The organism is Maridesulfovibrio salinus (assembly GCF_055394525.1).
On record NZ_AP042461.1, the window covers coordinates 2,428,821 to 2,443,419 of the forward strand.

15 protein-coding genes are annotated in these 14,599 nt (G+C 48.4%); 13 read left to right on the forward strand and 2 right to left on the reverse strand.

All coding sequences use genetic code 11. The features are described from left to right. The first annotated feature begins 323 nt into the window (after positions 1–323). Genes ACZ5PW_RS10985 through ACZ5PW_RS11030 form a run of 10 tightly spaced genes read left to right on the forward strand, consistent with a single transcriptional unit; the run spans position 324 to position 7,869 of the window. Positions 324–884: a Na+/H+ antiporter subunit E gene (locus ACZ5PW_RS10985; protein WP_464553341.1), complete on the forward strand. Its 561-nt coding sequence runs from the start codon at positions 324–326 to the stop codon at positions 882–884. A 7-nt stretch (positions 885–891) separates the two neighbouring features. Further along, positions 892–1,194 (forward strand): MrpF/PhaF family protein, encoded by a 303-nt coding sequence (locus tag ACZ5PW_RS10990; protein ID WP_464553345.1) that lies wholly within the window; start codon positions 892–894, stop codon positions 1,192–1,194. Then, a complete protein-coding gene (gene mnhG, locus ACZ5PW_RS10995) occupies positions 1,194–1,517 on the forward strand; it encodes a monovalent cation/H(+) antiporter subunit G (protein WP_464553348.1) in 324 nt (107 codons plus the stop codon). Before ACZ5PW_RS10990 ends, mnhG begins: the two co-directional genes overlap by 1 nt. Before the next feature lie 4 nt (positions 1,518–1,521). After that, a complete protein-coding gene (locus ACZ5PW_RS11000; RefSeq protein ID WP_464553351.1) occupies positions 1,522–1,767 on the forward strand; it encodes a hydrogenase subunit MbhD domain-containing protein in 246 nt (81 codons plus the stop codon). Then, the gene (gene mbhE / locus ACZ5PW_RS11005) at positions 1,764–2,525 is read left to right on the forward strand and encodes a hydrogen gas-evolving membrane-bound hydrogenase subunit E (RefSeq protein ID WP_464553354.1); all 762 of its coding nucleotides are present in this window, start codon (positions 1,764–1,766) and stop codon (positions 2,523–2,525) included. Before ACZ5PW_RS11000 ends, mbhE begins: the two co-directional genes overlap by 4 nt. Beyond that, on the forward strand, positions 2,526–2,906 hold the full coding sequence (locus tag ACZ5PW_RS11010) for a cation:proton antiporter subunit C (protein WP_464553357.1): 381 nt from the start codon (positions 2,526–2,528) through the stop codon (positions 2,904–2,906). A gap of 1 nt (position 2,907) precedes the next feature. After that, positions 2,908–4,383, forward strand: coding sequence for a proton-conducting transporter transmembrane domain-containing protein (locus tag ACZ5PW_RS11015; RefSeq protein ID WP_464553362.1), 1,476 nt, complete (start codon positions 2,908–2,910; stop codon positions 4,381–4,383). Between the two features lie 9 nt (positions 4,384–4,392). After that, entirely contained in the window at positions 4,393–5,859 is a 1,467-nt protein-coding gene (locus tag ACZ5PW_RS11020) for a monovalent cation/H+ antiporter subunit D family protein (protein WP_464553366.1), read from the forward strand. 14 nt (positions 5,860–5,873) lie between these two features. Further along, the gene (locus ACZ5PW_RS11025) at positions 5,874–6,119 is read left to right on the forward strand and encodes a hypothetical protein (RefSeq protein ID WP_464553369.1); all 246 of its coding nucleotides are present in this window, start codon (positions 5,874–5,876) and stop codon (positions 6,117–6,119) included. Next, positions 6,109–7,869 carry a Na(+)/H(+) antiporter subunit D gene (locus tag ACZ5PW_RS11030; protein WP_464553370.1) on the forward strand — a complete coding sequence of 587 codons (1,761 nt, stop codon included), beginning with the start codon at positions 6,109–6,111 and terminating at the stop codon, positions 7,867–7,869. The genes ACZ5PW_RS11025 and ACZ5PW_RS11030 overlap by 11 nt, the downstream gene beginning before the upstream one ends. A gap of 54 nt (positions 7,870–7,923) precedes the next feature. On the opposite strand, the gene ACZ5PW_RS11035 is transcribed toward ACZ5PW_RS11030, so the two are convergent. Both ACZ5PW_RS11035 and ACZ5PW_RS11040 read right to left on the reverse strand, forming a co-directional pair. Further along, positions 7,924–9,705, reverse strand: a complete 1,782-nt coding sequence (locus ACZ5PW_RS11035) for an SLC13 family permease (protein ID WP_464553372.1) — start codon at positions 9,703–9,705, stop codon at positions 7,924–7,926. 295 nt (positions 9,706–10,000) lie between these two features. Continuing rightward, entirely contained in the window at positions 10,001–11,734 is a 1,734-nt protein-coding gene (locus ACZ5PW_RS11040; RefSeq protein ID WP_464553374.1) for a methyl-accepting chemotaxis protein, read from the reverse strand. 796 nt (positions 11,735–12,530) lie between these two features. Here ACZ5PW_RS11040 and ACZ5PW_RS11045 point away from each other — a divergent pair. From ACZ5PW_RS11045 to ACZ5PW_RS11055, 3 genes are all read left to right on the forward strand, one after another. Beyond that, complete coding sequence (locus ACZ5PW_RS11045; RefSeq protein ID WP_464560393.1) at positions 12,531–13,787, forward strand: [FeFe] hydrogenase, group A; 1,257 nt, start codon at positions 12,531–12,533, stop codon at positions 13,785–13,787. A 12-nt stretch (positions 13,788–13,799) separates the two neighbouring features. Then, positions 13,800–14,138 (forward strand): iron hydrogenase small subunit, encoded by a 339-nt coding sequence (locus ACZ5PW_RS11050; RefSeq protein WP_464553377.1) that lies wholly within the window; start codon positions 13,800–13,802, stop codon positions 14,136–14,138. Between the two features lie 217 nt (positions 14,139–14,355). Further along, entirely contained in the window at positions 14,356–14,598 is a 243-nt protein-coding gene (locus tag ACZ5PW_RS11055; RefSeq protein WP_464553379.1) for a TM1266 family iron-only hydrogenase system putative regulator, read from the forward strand. Position 14,599 lies beyond the last annotated feature (1 nt).

Consider the following 14,599-nt stretch of genomic DNA (forward strand, 5'->3'; position numbering starts at 1 on the left):
ATAATCTCCGTAAAAAGTGTTGTAGGTAAAGGTCGTTCAATGTTAAAAACAAAATTTTTTAATATCCACTATGTTGTATATACGAATCTGCTGGCTATGAGTCAAGCAAAACCGTTCTTTATGTGTTGGGGGGCTAAAAAAAGTGGTACTAAAAGAAGCATTGGTGGGTAAAAACACCTCGGTAGGTTTATCTGTGATCTTAGCCTTTTAATCTTATTTATAAATTACAAGTTGCTTAAAAATAAAATTTAGGTTTAATATTAAATGACATACTGATTACGTGTTTTAGAAAATTACAGAGTCATCATGGTGAGGCCTAATAAATGGAAGAGAAAAAAGAGATGTTTGCGCAAGAAGGGCAAGAGTGCGTTTCTTCGGAACGTGAAAGAAAATGGACACTCACAATAGGAGTCGCCCTGAGGTTTTTTCTGCTTTTCGGTACTTGGATTCTTCTTTCAGGCATGCTCGATGCCTTTCATCTTTTTCTTGGGGTACTCTCAAGTGCTTTTGTCACTTGGTTGTCATTTGATTTCTTTCCCAAGGAGTTGGACCTGTGCCGAAAGCCCATGTCCTGGATATCCATGACCCGTTATGTAGTCTGGTTGATGATAGAGATCATTAAAGCCAATTTTGCAATGCTGAGGCTTGTTTTCCGTAAAGATATAGAAGCCCATATGGATCCTCAGATTATTCATTTGAAAACCCGGTTGCGTAACCCTCTGGCACTGACCCTTTTCGCAAACTCCGTCACCCTGACCCCCGGAACCATTTCCGTCACCATCAATGGAGAAGGAGAATTCAGTGTGCATACTATTGATGCCAAATCCGCTGAAAATCTTCCTGGCGAGATGGAAAACATAATAGGTCGCATATTTGGAGAATAGTTATACTATGGAACAAATAATTTTATTCACCAGCGTCTTTCTCGTGTTTCTTATGGTTTTGTCTCTTTACCGGACGGTAGTAGGGCCCAGTACTCTGGACAGGCTCATGGGCATGAATGCCATCGGCGCCAAAACCACTGTGCTTATCCTGCTTATCGGATTCATCTTCGGTCGAGTGGATATGTTTGTGGATATTGCTCTGTCCTACGCCATGCTGAACTTCATAACCGTGCTCACAGCTTCTCGCTACCTCAGGGCACGAGGCATGAGAAAACGCGATAATGACCTCCAGCTTGAGGAGGATTCATAATGGAAATACTTGCTGTAATTTTAATCTTTACGGGACTGGTTTTTGACTTTGGCGGGACTATAGGAATCTTGCGTCTGCCTGATGTGTACACCCGGCTTCATATGGCCGGAAAACTTGATACACTGGGATCCATGTGCCTTCTCCTGGGACTTGCAGTGGTCAACGCCACACAAATGGGCACTGCCGATCTTTTTGTGAGTGGCAAGATTCTTCTGATTTTAGTGCTGGTTTTCATAGCCAGTCCCACGGCCACACATTCCATGGTAGACGCTGGAGTCTGGCTTGGACTTACTCCGTGGCGCAAAGGCGACCCGAGGAGGTAATAAAATGATCTGGGAAATTAAGCTTGCAGTTTTAGTTGTAATTATCGCCTGCGCTATTGCTTCTATCTATGTGCGGGATCTGCTTGGGGCGGGGATCCTTTTTGGGGCCTACAGTTTTATGATGTGCCTGCAGTGGCTTGCCATGGGCGCAGTAGACGTTGCGTTCACCGAAGCCGCCATCGGGGCAGGAATCAGTACGGCCTTTTTTCTGGCCGCTGTATTTCGCACCACCAGGAGGACAAAAGATTGAAGAAATTTGTATTAGCAGCAGTTGTTTTAGCAGGGTTCATGCTGGCAAGTACCACCCTGGACTTTCCCAAGTGGGGCGATCCGCGCACTCCGGCCAGTATGCACGTTTCTTCAAAGTTCATTCAAAAGAGTCTTGAGGAGATGGAGACACCGAACATTGTGACGGCTGTGCTGGGTGATTACCGGGCCTTTGATACTATGCTGGAGACCATTGTGGTCTTTACGGCAGGCTTGGCGTGCTTCTTTATTCTGCGTACCCGTATGACCCGCAAATCTTATAGTAAAGCCGCTCCCCAGGAAATACAGCAGGATCTTGCCGGGGACGACCTGGTGGTAAAAACCGTGGCCCGGACGTTTATCCCGCTTATCCAGATCTTCGGACTTTATGTGCTCGCCCATGGACACTACAGCCCGGGTGGAGGGTTTCAAGGCGGAGTAATTTTTGCCGCTGCCTATATACTGCTTGCCGTATCCCATGACATGCGGACGGCCCTTTTTCACATGAGTGAGCGGGCAACCCATCTGCTGTCGGCTGCGGGTGTATTGATATTCGCCGGAATCGGTGTGCTCTGCATGATCAACGGTTACAACTTTCTGGATTATGACGGTCTGGCCGGTATATTGGGGATGCCCCTTACCACGGGACACTCCTTTGGAATTCTGCTTGTTGAAACAGGAGTAGGACTCACTGTGACCGCAGCTCTCATCATGATATTCAAACTTCTGTCTTCACATGGAACAGTGGAGGAGGGCTTTTAAATGCATGAACTTGGCGAAATTTTCGCATCGCATTTTAATTACGTAGCTTATGTGGCCATTATGATGGTCGGGCTTTATGCAATGGCCGCCAAACGGAACCTGATTAAGAAGCTTATCGGTCTGGGGATATTCCAGACTTCAATCATGCTGCTTTACGTATCCATAGGCGCCAAGCAGGGTGCAACCATTCCCATTCTGCTGAAGGGGGCGGCTGAAATAGCTCCGAACGACTATATTAACCCGTTGCCCCATGTGCTTATGTTGACTGCTATCGTAGTCTCTGTGGCCACGTTGGGCGTGGCTTTGGCCTTGGTAGAGAAAATTCATAAGTATTTCGGTAGTATAGAGGAAGACGAAATCCTCAAGGAGCTGCGTAATTAATATGCAAGCATCCGTTCTAACTATAATTTTTCCGCTGTTCGGCGCTTTTTTTACCGTTGCCGCTGCCTGGGCAAGCCAGGAGCGTGGCAGGAAAAACGTCATGCCCCTTGCCGTTGCATCACTGGGGCTGAGTGCTGTTTGTGCTGTTGTCCTTCTGGTGGAGGTGATCAGTGCCGGAACGCAGACCTATCATCTGGGCGGCTGGGAAGCCCCTTGGGGTATAACTCTGGTTTTGGACCCGCTTTCGGCGCTCATGCTGGTAATCGTATCCGTAGGAGCTTTATTGAACCTGATGGCTTTCAGCTTCAACCCGGGAGGTTGGCCTCTGGGTAAAACTCCCGCTTTTCTTGGTCTTTACCTGCTGGCTACGACCGGTCATCTTGGTATCGTGGCAACCGGGGATATCTTTAACCTTTTCGTCTTCATTGAAGTGGCTGCGCTGTCCAGTTACGCCCTTCTTTCCATGGATGGCCGCAGGGCAGCTTTTGCAAGCCTGAATTATCTGCTGGTAGGTTCCGTGGGAGCTTCGTTGTATCTGCTGGGTGTAGGTTATCTCTACATCAAGAGCGGCTCCCTCAACATGCAGGATATAGCCGAGATCTTACCTAGCATGCCCTTGTCAACGACTGTCCTGACCGGATTTGTCGTTATCATGCTTGGCCTCTGGGTCAAGATGGCTGTCTTCCCCTTTCATGGCTGGCTTCCGGGCGCGTACTCCAATGCCAGAATCGCTGTTTCCGGTCTTCTGGCCCCGTTGACCACCAAGGTTATGGCCTACGTGATTGTGCGGATGCTGATTTCGGTGTTTCCTCAGCACCTGATCAATGAGATGTCCGCATTTTCCTCCCTTGCGGTCTGGGTGGCCTGTGTGGCCATTGTGGCCGGTGCGGCACTTGCCATCGCCCAGACTGATCTCAAGCGCATGCTCTGTTTTATTCTGGTGGCTGAAGTCGGATACATGCTTGGCGGAGCATTTCTGATTAATGAAACCGCACTGACCGGAACCATTCTGCATATTCTGGCTGACGCGGCTATGACCCTGACTCTGTTCCTTGCTGTAGGCAGAATTGTATCCCGGACAGGCAGCAGTCTGATTCGCAATATGGATGGGCTTTTTTCAACCATGCCGCTGACCATGCTGGCCTTTGCAGCAGGAGCCCTTTGCATGATCGGAGTACCGCCTTTCTGCGGTTTCTTCAGCAAATGGTATCTTGTGAGCGGAGCTCTCGAGGCCGGTCAATATGTTTTTGCCGGGGCGCTCATTATGTCGAGTCTTGTTAACGTATTCCTGTTTTTCCGCATCTTTGAACGTGCGTTTTTCGGTAAACCCGTCATCGCCATCAATGCTCCGGGCAAAAACGACTGGATGCAGATGGTCCCTTTGTGCTTCATAGCTTTATTACTGCCCGTTATCGGTTTATTCACGGGCGGCATTGTCCAACAAATCATCCTGCCCTCGATCAAGGGAGTCATGTAGGTGCTTAACATGCTTACCCTGGAATCCATACTACCGCTTCTGGCCCTTCTTGCTCCCCTGACTGCCATTCCCGGCATTCTGAGTGCCCGCGGACCCAATATTCGTGAAGCATATACTTTCGCGGCCGCTTTGCTGTTACTCGGCATCGTTTTGGCTATGCTGCCCGGTGTCCTGAATGGACAGAGTCCAGAGCTTGTTCTCTTCAATGTTATACCCGGTGCGCCCATTGCCTTGCGCATGGACCCTGCGGGGATGCTCTTTGCCCTTGTGGCTTCGACGCTTTGGATTGTCACCACCGCTTATGCCATAGGCTACATGCGTGCCAAGAAAGAAAAGAATCAGACCCGGTTCTATGCTTTTTTCGCGGTGTCGCTTTTTGCCACCATGGGTGCGGCCATGTCCGCCAACCTGCTCACACTTTACCTTTTTTATGAGCTGCTCTCTTTTTCCACCTACCCTCTGGTAGGACATCACCAGAATGATGAGGCAAAGAAAGGAGCTCGCAAATACCTGACTTACCTTGTCTCAACCTCCATAGGACTGGCATTGCCCGCCCTGCTGGTAACAGCGATGCTGTCCGGGACTCTGGATTTCGGCGGTGCGCCATTGTTGGAGGGTAAGGTTGATTCTGTTGCGGGAGCTGTCCTTTTGGTCGCTTTCCTGCTTGGTTTTGCAAAGTCGGCTCTTATGCCGGTCCACGGTTGGCTGCCTGCCGCCATGGTTGCGCCAACTCCCGTCAGTGCTCTTCTGCACGCTGTGGCGGTGGTTAAGGTTGGCGCCTTCTGCGCCGTCCGGGTAGTCACGGAAGTTTTCGGAATGGATTTTCTGGGTTCCCTCGGAATCGGAGAGATCATCACCGGACTTGCCGCTGTTACCATGCTGGTATCGTCATTCACGGCCCTGACTCAGGACGGTCTTAAAAGGAGATTGGCATTTTCTACTATAGGCCAGCTTTCCTACATCGTTCTGGGAGTGGGTATGCTCAATGTGGTGGCCGCGACCGGAGGCATCTTGCATATTGCCATGCACGCAATCGGCAAGATTACACTGTTTTTTTGCGCCGGCGCCATCTATGTGGCCACAGGTGAAAAATACATCAGCCGCATGGGTGGAATAGGCCGCCGGATGCCACTGACCATGCTTGCTTTCCTGATCGGCTCTTTGGCCATCATCGGGGTTCCGCCCACCGGGGGATTCCTGAGTAAATGGAATCTTCTCAGCGGCAGCCTGCAGGGCGGCCATTGGATATTGGCTGGAGTGTTGGTAGTCAGTTCTTTGCTCAATGCATCTTATTTTCTGCCTATCGTCTACAAAGCATGGTTCTGCGCACCCGATGAAGCGCAGCACGCCGCTCCTGTCAGAGAGGCTCCGGCCTGGTGCCTGGTGCCGCTTTTGATCACTGCCGCATTGTCAGTGGCGGTATTCTTTTACCCAGAAACCCTGATTAAATTAGCCACTATGGCTGCGGGCTCATAAAGAGGGTATTTAATATGTCCGGACAACAGGATTTTTTCAGCCGCCCGAAAGTGAGACGAGCACTTTGGGCTGCTTTATACGGAAGTTGCGCAGCCACGCTGATCGCGGGGCTGCTTTTCAAAACCAAGGCTCCTTTTGGCTTTGCTTCCTTTTTCGGTTTCTATGCCATTCTGGGATTCGTCTCCTGTGCCGTGCTCATTTTGCTGGCATTTGTATTGGGCAAGTTCCTAAAAAAACCAGGAGATTACTATGATCAGTAGTCTTGGCCCAGTGCTTCCCTTTTTGGCGGGGGGCCTTCTGCTACCGTTTCTGGCCAAAAGCCTGCGCACCAAAGCTCTTCTGGTCATAGCGGCCGCAGGGATGTTAATGGTATACGGACTTGAGACCGGAGTAACCGGCGGCTTCAGTTTTATGGGGCTTGAAATGGCTCCATTGCGTGTGGACAAGCTCAGCAAGGTCTTCGGTTATATTTTCACCCTTAACGCCTTTGCGGCTTTTCTGTTCGCGTACAGGATGGAAGATCTGCGTCAGCAAATAGCTGCATTATTCTACATCGGCGCGTCTTTGGGAGCGGTTTTTGCCGGAGACCTGATTACCCTGTATGTTTACTGGGAAGTAATGGCCGTAGCTTCTACCATGCTGATTCTCGCCAGAGATACCAAAGCTTCCTATGATGCAGGAATGCGCTACATTCTGGTGCATCTGTTTGGTGGACTGCTCCTGCTGCTCGGTATTTTGCTTCACATTCAAAGCACTGGCAGCGCCGCGTTCGATTCTTTTACCGAACCCACTCTCGCCACATGGCTCATTCTGGGCGGGGTGCTGGTGAATGCTTCTGCCGTGCCTTTTTCCAGCTGGCTTTCCGATGCTTACCCCGAAGCTACCGTTACCGGTGGAGTCATTCTTTCGGCTTACACAACCAAAACTGCGGTTTACACTCTGCTGCGTGGTTTCCCGGGCTGGGAAATTCTCATAGTGATCGGCTGTATCATGGTTATTTACGGTATTGTTTACGCATTGCTTGAAAATGACATGCGCCGTATTCTGGCTTACTCCATTACCAACCAGGTTGGATTCATGGTTACCGCAGCCGGAATCGGAACTTCAATGGCTATTAACGGTGCGGCAGCCCACGCATTTTGCCACATTATATACAAAGCTCTCCTGTGGATGTCCGCTGGGGCTGTACTTGCTCAGACAGGGCGTAGCAAATGCACCGAACTGGGCGGTCTCTGGAAATACATGCCATGGACCATGGTGCTTGGAACAATCGGAGCGCTGGCTATATCGTCCCTGCCGCTTACCAGTGGATTTACCAGTAAATCACTGATTATGATGGCTGCCGGAAATGAGGGCTGGGTATGGGCATGGACTGCTCTGGAAATAGCCTCGGCAGGTGTTTTCCTGCATGCAGGTATTAAGTTCCCTTATTTCGTTTTTTTCAATGTGGACCGCGGATTGCGCCCCAAGGAAGCTCCTTTTCATATGCTCGGAGCAATGGGTATCCTGGCTTTTCTGTGCATCTTTCTGGGTGTTTACCCGGAACCTCTCTACGCAATACTGCCATTTGAAATGGACCCCGCCTTCACTGTCTACAAAGCCGGAAAGGTTGTAGCACAGATGCAGTTGCTGATGTTTTCTGCACTTGTATTCTTCCTGTTCCTCAAGCTGCTCAAGCGTACTGATACCATCGCCCTTGAGATAGACTGGTTTTATCGCAAAGGCGGAAAGCTCCTTTACCGCGGCGCGGACTGCTTTTTTAACGGAATGAACACAATGGTAGCCGGCTTCTTCGGTAAGCTGGTCAGCAGTCTGGATAAACTGGGCCGGGATTTACCCCAGCGTTTTGTGTCATGGATTGCGGGTCCATTCCTTTTATTTAGTGATGATTCAGGCAGAAAGGGCAAAGAGGAGCTTCGGCAGGCAGTTGCAACAGGAACTGTTTGCGTGGGGGCGACTCTGGTAGCCATTATACTCGGCCTTGCCTTTGTCCTTTCATATGTTCTCTAGTGGAGTCCTCAAAATGAATGCGGCTTTGTTTTGAGGACAAAATACTACTTCAATCTAGAAGGGCCAGAACGTTGGAATAAACAGGGCTGCCCCGCCGCATGAAATGATCACCATGGGCAGTCCCAGTCTCAGGAAATCCATGAAAGTATAGCCTCCCGGGCCATATACAATGAGATTTGTCTGGTATCCGATCGGCGTGGCAAAACAGGCAGAGGCGCCGAAAGCTATGCCTATGATGAACGGGCGGGGGTCAACCCCAAGTGTAGCGGCTGTGGCCATTCCCACCGGTACGAGAAGCACTGCCGTGGAGTTGTTGGACAAAAAGTGGGATAGAAGGCTGGTGAGCACAATAAATCCTGCTAGAATGACCTGAGGCCCTGCCCCGGCGAACAGCCCCAGAAAAGCCTTGGCGTATACCATATCGGCTCCTGACTTCTGCATGGCCAGTCCCAATGAAATAGTACCGATGATAAGCATGAGGATTTTAACATCCACCGCTTTGTATGCTTCTTTAAGGCTGAGACATCCAGTGAGGATCATGGCAAATGCCCCCGCAAAAGCACCTGTCAGAATATTTGTAAAACCCGATGCTACAGCAGCTATCATCATCAGGAAAATGCCGATGGCCATTGGCGCCCGGCTGCGGTTGATGATATCCTTCGCTACATTGTCATTGAGTATAATGAAATCGTTTTTCTTGCGGATGCGGTCAAGCGCATAGGGTTTAAGCTGTACGAGAAGAACATCACCGACCCGAAGAACCATTGAATGAGCCTTTCTCCAGGAGTAATGGGAATGTCGCCGCAGCAGACCGATTACACTGGATTCATGCCCGCCGACCAGAGAAAGATTGTCCAATTTGACACCGCGCACGTCAGACCCCGAAGGTATAAGTAATTCCACCAACTGGGTGTCACTTAGATGGGGACAGTCGAAACCCGGCTCACTGCAACTTGGGGGGCCGGCATCCACATTTTTCAGGATGGATGTAAGGTCGTCAGCCGAGGCTTTGGCCAGGATGCGGTCATCAGCCTGAAGGGTTATTTTGGCCCGATTGACATCATAGATAGTCTTACCTCGGAAAACTTCATAAATTTTAAGGGACTCATACCTTTCAGGCAGGCCCTCTGCAGGATTCAACCCCACAAGCCTGCTGTCCGGATAAATCTTCAACTCAGACAGGTATTGATCCGGCTTATTATCGGAGTCGCCAAAGGGAGAGGAGTGTTTCGGCAGGAGATAATCTGCAAAAAAATACATAAAAACGGCTCCGGCAATAGCGATAGGCACGCCAAGGACCGAGAGTTCAAACATGCCGATGGGATCAGCGCCCAGGCTGAATGCTGTATCACTGACCAGAATGTTGGTGGAAGTACCTATAAGGGTACAGGTTCCCGCTAGGATAGAGACATATGACAAGGGAATAAGCATCTTGGAAGGAGCAAACCCGAACCGGCTGCACGCTGCCATGATGATGGACATAAACAGAATAACCACCGGAGTGTTGTTGAGAAACGCGGAAAGCGTGCCCACCAGTATCAGGGAGATTAAAAGCAACCTTTTGCTGCTGCCGGCAGTGAATTTGATTGTGGTCCGCGTAATGAAGTTTAGAGAACCGGTACGGACCAGCCCCCGGCTCACCACAAAGAGAGCACCCACAGCCAGAGGGGCCGGATTGGCAAAACCGGCTACAGCCTCTACCGGGGAGAGCTGAGCGGTTACCATAAGGATCACGACAATGCCGAGCCCGGTCAGGTCCACCGGCAGTTTTTCGGTAACCAGCAAGACTACAGAGATCAGGAGTATTGTGCTTACAATAATAACATCAAGGGGCATGTGAATTCCTATTTTATGATATTTTTCTGATTATGTCATAATCCTGCAGGGGAGAATAAATGTCAATAAGTTGGGTATACATTTAAAGGTGTCCGTTAAGATATAAGCGAAAGTTTTGCTGAATATGCATCGAGAATCTCGTTTTAAAATGGCTTGAAGGGCAGGGGGATTAAACAGGCTGTTATCCAGTATGATATAGGAGGGCAATATCTTGAATTTCATACTATTTTATAAAAAAATGTGGAGCAGCAGAAAACTGTTTTCTCTGCTGCTCCATTATTTGTGATGATTTGCTTTACTCTTTTATTGTACCGATCAGATTATCCAGATCCACGGCTTCCCGAGACAGATTTTGGAGAAAATTATTTGCTTCATCCATACTATGTGCATTTTCACCCGCTATTTCGTTTATTTCAACGATTGTTCGGTTTATCTCTTCGAAAGTCTGAGACTGTTCTTCAGAAGCAGTGGCTATCTCTTCAATCTGCATTGAGCTTTTATTAACCAGCTCCACAATCTGGTTAAGGACATCTCCGGATTTATCTGCAAGGTTGCTTGCATCCTGAGCTGCTTCTGAGGCTTTGTTCATGTTGTGCATGTTGTCCTTAACAGAAGTTTGGATCTCCTGGATGCTCTGTTCAACTTCATGGGTTGCATTCATGGTCTTTTCTGCCAACTTGCGGACTTCGTCTGCAACGACAGCAAATCCTCTGCCAGCTTCTCCTGCTCTTGCTGCTTCAATCGCTGCATTGAGTGCAAGCAGGTTTGTCTGATCTGCGATATCGTTAATGACGCTGATGATCTGGGTAATGGAATCTGCTAACGTGCCCAGGGTAGTCATATCGTCATTCAACTTGTCACTCAGTTGATTCAGGGAAGAGATCGATTTTATAGAGTTTTCTAGTACTGTTTTCCCCTCAAGAGCTTTTTGGCGGGCATTTCCCGAGCATGACGAAGCATCCCCAGCATTACGGGCTACCTCCATGACAGTCGTATTCATTTCTTCCATTGCGGTTGAAGTCTCTTCTATTCTGGTGAGCTGAATTCTTGCTCCATCATTTACTTTCATTACCAAAGCAGCCAGATGTTCAGTATCTTTGCTGACGTTTTGTGAAACTTTCGTCGCATCCTGGATCATGATGTTGATCTTTCCAAGCATGTTTTTGACTTCCATCTCATTGGCTTGTGCCTCATCCATCGCTTCCATGGATTTAAAAGCTTCCTCAACAGCCTGCAGAGCTTCCGATTCTTTTTCCCGGGCAAGCTGCAGGCTTTCTTTAAGGGTGTCCACCATGCCGACAACAGATTCGTTCAAAACCAACAGTTCCCCCACACATTTATTGTAGGGTTCCGCTTCAAGATTTCCTTCCCTGATTTCGGATGCATATTGGCTGATTCTGGATAGCGGAATCAAAACCTGTTTGTTGATAACCAGATATGCCAATATGGAAATTGGGATAAACATTAATATTCCAGCTGCTTGAATATATAAAATGAGGGAAGTTTTATGTTCACTCTGTTCTTGCAGCATAAGTACTGCTTTGTTCATTTCTTTTAGTAGAGGAACATTTTGGGCCATAACAAAGGAAAGCGCTTCCACATCCTGGTTTCGCAAAACCAGATCTATGTTCTTTTTGAATGACACCCATTTTACATTTACTTTATGAAGCTGTTCTTTCGCAGGGCTCAAAGACTTGGGGAGGGTACGTTTTTTACCTCTTGGATCAAAGGTGATAGGTGCTTCACCTCCCATCAGGAGTGACTTCAAGGTCATATCAAAAAGATCAATGGTAGACTTGACCTGATCTATGGCAGTTTGATCTATACGTTTATTTTTCTGAAAAGAGAGCATGAACGCAAGAGTCTCTTTTGACATCTTCTGCGACAACATTCTTTGCCGTCCAGCAAGGTTGATAACCAGGCCGTCTGTTTTTTGGTCGTTAGTGATAAATAATGTACCTGCAAACATGGATACAACCACAATTGACATCAATGTAAATGCTATTAAAAAATTAATTCTTAAGCCCATTTTCCCTCCATAGACGTATGTCTTATAATTGAAATTATCATGGAATAATTAGAGAAACAAGAACGTGTGTGGTTTTTTCAAAAGTTTTTTGATGAATTGCTTTCAATAATCAGGAAGTCTTGCGAATGCTTTTCTACTCCTGTCTTAGGGGGCTTTTGAACCAGGGAAATACAAAAGCAGCCAATACCGATAGGGACTGACTGCTATTCTTAATTGAAAAGTGTATTGTGATTGCCCCCCACTATCTGCTTACCTAGAGAGGCAAAACCAGTCCTTGACCATTCGATCAAAAAGAACAAATTTTCATTGCCGGGTTTAAAACCTCCAAATTGAAAAATTATCATTCTAGTTGCCGTAAAGTCAGTCGAATAAGAAAAGTTATTCCCGGTGTGTATTTCAAATCCGGGTAGTCAGGAAAACTATTCAGGCTGTAACAATCTTGAATTTCTATCTCGTTTCTCATTTTATTCACCTGATAAATTACCGTCCATCCCATCATTATTTTAAATTTTTCATAAATTAATTACTAGGCTATGAAGTCCTACTCGAATTATTCTGCATGTTTGGCAATCCTTTGTATCAAACTGTATTGCCTTTATATGATCAATTGACATGTATAATAGAAGTGTATTAGTGCTTCTTTAGTGTTACTTTTTTATTATTTGTATTTGGTTAAGTGTGGTGTTTTATCTGCAAATTTTAACAAAGGAGGCCATGCATGTCAGGATGCACGCCCAAATCCCCGCCTGCCGGGGCGGCAGCGGTTCAGCCTGCTGCTAATGAAAGTGCCAAGCGAATGGAAGGGGTTGAGTACAGCCTTTACGCGCCGCCGGTGGGGGTGGACGCGGATACCGTTCGTTTTGTGCGGGTTGACGAATCCAAATGTGAAGGATGCGGAGCCTGTGAGGAATACTGTGCAAGCGGTGCTATCCAGTCAATCAGTGACTACGGCACTCACCGCATAGTTGATCCTGCCGCCTGTATGAACTGCGGCCAGTGTCTCACCAACTGTCCTTACGGTGCTATTTACGAGGGGGTATCTTTCGTTGATGAACTCGCCGCGAAACTCAAGGACCCGGACACTATCGTTGTATCCATGCCTGCTCCGGCAGTACGTTACGGTCTTGGTGAATGTTTCGGCGCTCCAACCGGGACATATGTCGGCGGGAAGATGCACGCAGCACTTCGAAAGCTGGGTTTTGATTACATCTGGGATAACGAATTCACCGCTGACGTAACCATCATGGAAGAGGGAACCGAACTTCTCCATAGAGTCAAGAGCCAGGGCAGCAAGGATGCCATGCCGCTGCCTCAGTTCACTTCCTGTTGTCCGGGCTGGGTGAAATTCACGGAGACCTTTTATCCGGACCTGATTCCCAACCTGTCCACATGTAAATCGCCCATCGGAATGCTTGGCCCCCTGGCTAAGACATACGGCGCGAAGGAGACTAAGACTGACGGTAAGAAGATTTACACTGTCTCCATCATGCCCTGTATTGCCAAGAAGTACGAAGGTGTGCGCAGTGAACTTGATGACAGCGGATTTGACCGTGACATCGACGCCACCATCAACACCCGTGAACTGGCTTACATGATCAAGGAGGCTGGCATTGATTTCAACAGCCTGCCTGATGAGGACCCCGATCCGGTTCTCGGTGAATCTACCGGTGCGGCTACCATCTTCGGTAACAGCGGCGGTGTAATGGAAGCGGCTTTGAGGCTCGCTTACGAAGTCCTTTCCGGAACCAAACTGGCCAATCCCGACATCAAGGTTGTACGTACCCATGAGGGTATAAACACTGCTGATGTGGAGGTTCCCAACTTCGGAACCGTCAAAGTTGCTGTCGCCAGCGGACTCGCCAATGCAGCCAAGCTTTGTGATGAAGTTCGTGCGGGCAAATCTCCTTATCATTTCATTGAGATTATGACCTGCCCGGGCGGTTGCGTTAACGGTGGCGGACAGCCGCTTGATCCTGAAATCAGGGCTTCTCTGTTCAGGTCTACCGTGGCTCAGATCAACAAGCGGTTCAGAGCCCGTAAAATCAAGGCATAAGGAGAAACTGACATGAAATTAAGCAGACGCAGTTTCATCAAGGCCGCTGGAGCGGTAGCCGGATATGCGGTTCTGGGTGTCAACGTTGCTAAAGAAGCAGTAGCGGACGTCATGGATTTTGTCGCCCGCCGCCAGAACTCTGTTTATGCGGCTGATGCCGACAAGAACATCTATAAGTACAGAAAGTCTCAGGATAACCCCATGATCGTGAAAATCTACGATCCTGAAAAAGGTTTCCTGCATGACGGTCCTTGCGGACATGAGTCCCACCATCTTCTGCATACTCATTACTATGACCGCAGCAGTAAGATTAGTGCACTGAAAGAAAAAGGCATCGAGCTGAACCTCTAAAATCAGCTTAAAAAGCGTCTGCCTGAGGTAAGGACAATCTGAGCCAAGGGTCGGCGCGAGTGTTGGAGGCTGTTGCTTTTTTTACAGCCAGTGTCTTTCTTACCGGCAAATTACCGGGGAAAAGGGTTCGTCCTGACTTCCTGCAGGGGTTTACCCGGCAAGCTCCGGAAGCTGTCAGCCGCTTCTTTACTTCGACCATTGCGGAGCGTTTTTTTAAATGGATAAGCGTTTGGGAATTATCGGAATAACCATAAAGGACAGATACAAGTCCGCACCGAAAGTCAACAGGACTCTCAGTGAACATGGAAATATTATTGTAGGGCGCATGGGACTTCCTTTCCGCGAAAAGGGCGTGAATGTCATCGGCATAATTATCGAGGCAACCACGGACGAGGTCGGAGCATTGACCGGGCAACTGGGCATGCTTCAAGGCGTAAAAGTCAAATCACTTCTCGTGTAGG

What these genes read in the sequence shown, in the direction of transcription:
- ACZ5PW_RS10985 (WP_464553341.1), top strand. Translation starts at nt 324, where the DNA reads ATGGAAGAGAAAAAAGAGATGTTTGCGCAAGAAGGGCAAGAGTGCGTT.
- ACZ5PW_RS11035 (WP_464553372.1), bottom strand. Translation starts at nt 9,705, where the DNA reads ATGCCCCTTGATGTTATTATTGTAAGCACAATACTCCTGATCTCTGTA.
- ACZ5PW_RS11030 (WP_464553370.1), top strand. Translation starts at nt 6,109, where the DNA reads ATGATCAGTAGTCTTGGCCCAGTGCTTCCCTTTTTGGCGGGGGGCCTT.
- ACZ5PW_RS11055 (WP_464553379.1), top strand. Translation starts at nt 14,356, where the DNA reads ATGGATAAGCGTTTGGGAATTATCGGAATAACCATAAAGGACAGATAC.
- ACZ5PW_RS11010 (WP_464553357.1), top strand. Translation starts at nt 2,526, where the DNA reads ATGCATGAACTTGGCGAAATTTTCGCATCGCATTTTAATTACGTAGCT.
- ACZ5PW_RS11040 (WP_464553374.1), bottom strand. Translation starts at nt 11,734, where the DNA reads ATGGGCTTAAGAATTAATTTTTTAATAGCATTTACATTGATGTCAATT.
- ACZ5PW_RS11045 (WP_464560393.1), top strand. Translation starts at nt 12,531, where the DNA reads ATGGAAGGGGTTGAGTACAGCCTTTACGCGCCGCCGGTGGGGGTGGAC.
- ACZ5PW_RS10990 (WP_464553345.1), top strand. Translation starts at nt 892, where the DNA reads ATGGAACAAATAATTTTATTCACCAGCGTCTTTCTCGTGTTTCTTATG.
- ACZ5PW_RS11025 (WP_464553369.1), top strand. Translation starts at nt 5,874, where the DNA reads ATGTCCGGACAACAGGATTTTTTCAGCCGCCCGAAAGTGAGACGAGCA.
- ACZ5PW_RS11020 (WP_464553366.1), top strand. Translation starts at nt 4,393, where the DNA reads ATGCTTACCCTGGAATCCATACTACCGCTTCTGGCCCTTCTTGCTCCC.
- ACZ5PW_RS11050 (WP_464553377.1), top strand. Translation starts at nt 13,800, where the DNA reads ATGAAATTAAGCAGACGCAGTTTCATCAAGGCCGCTGGAGCGGTAGCC.
- ACZ5PW_RS11015 (WP_464553362.1), top strand. Translation starts at nt 2,908, where the DNA reads ATGCAAGCATCCGTTCTAACTATAATTTTTCCGCTGTTCGGCGCTTTT.
- ACZ5PW_RS11000 (WP_464553351.1), top strand. Translation starts at nt 1,522, where the DNA reads ATGATCTGGGAAATTAAGCTTGCAGTTTTAGTTGTAATTATCGCCTGC.
- mnhG (WP_464553348.1), top strand. Translation starts at nt 1,194, where the DNA reads ATGGAAATACTTGCTGTAATTTTAATCTTTACGGGACTGGTTTTTGAC.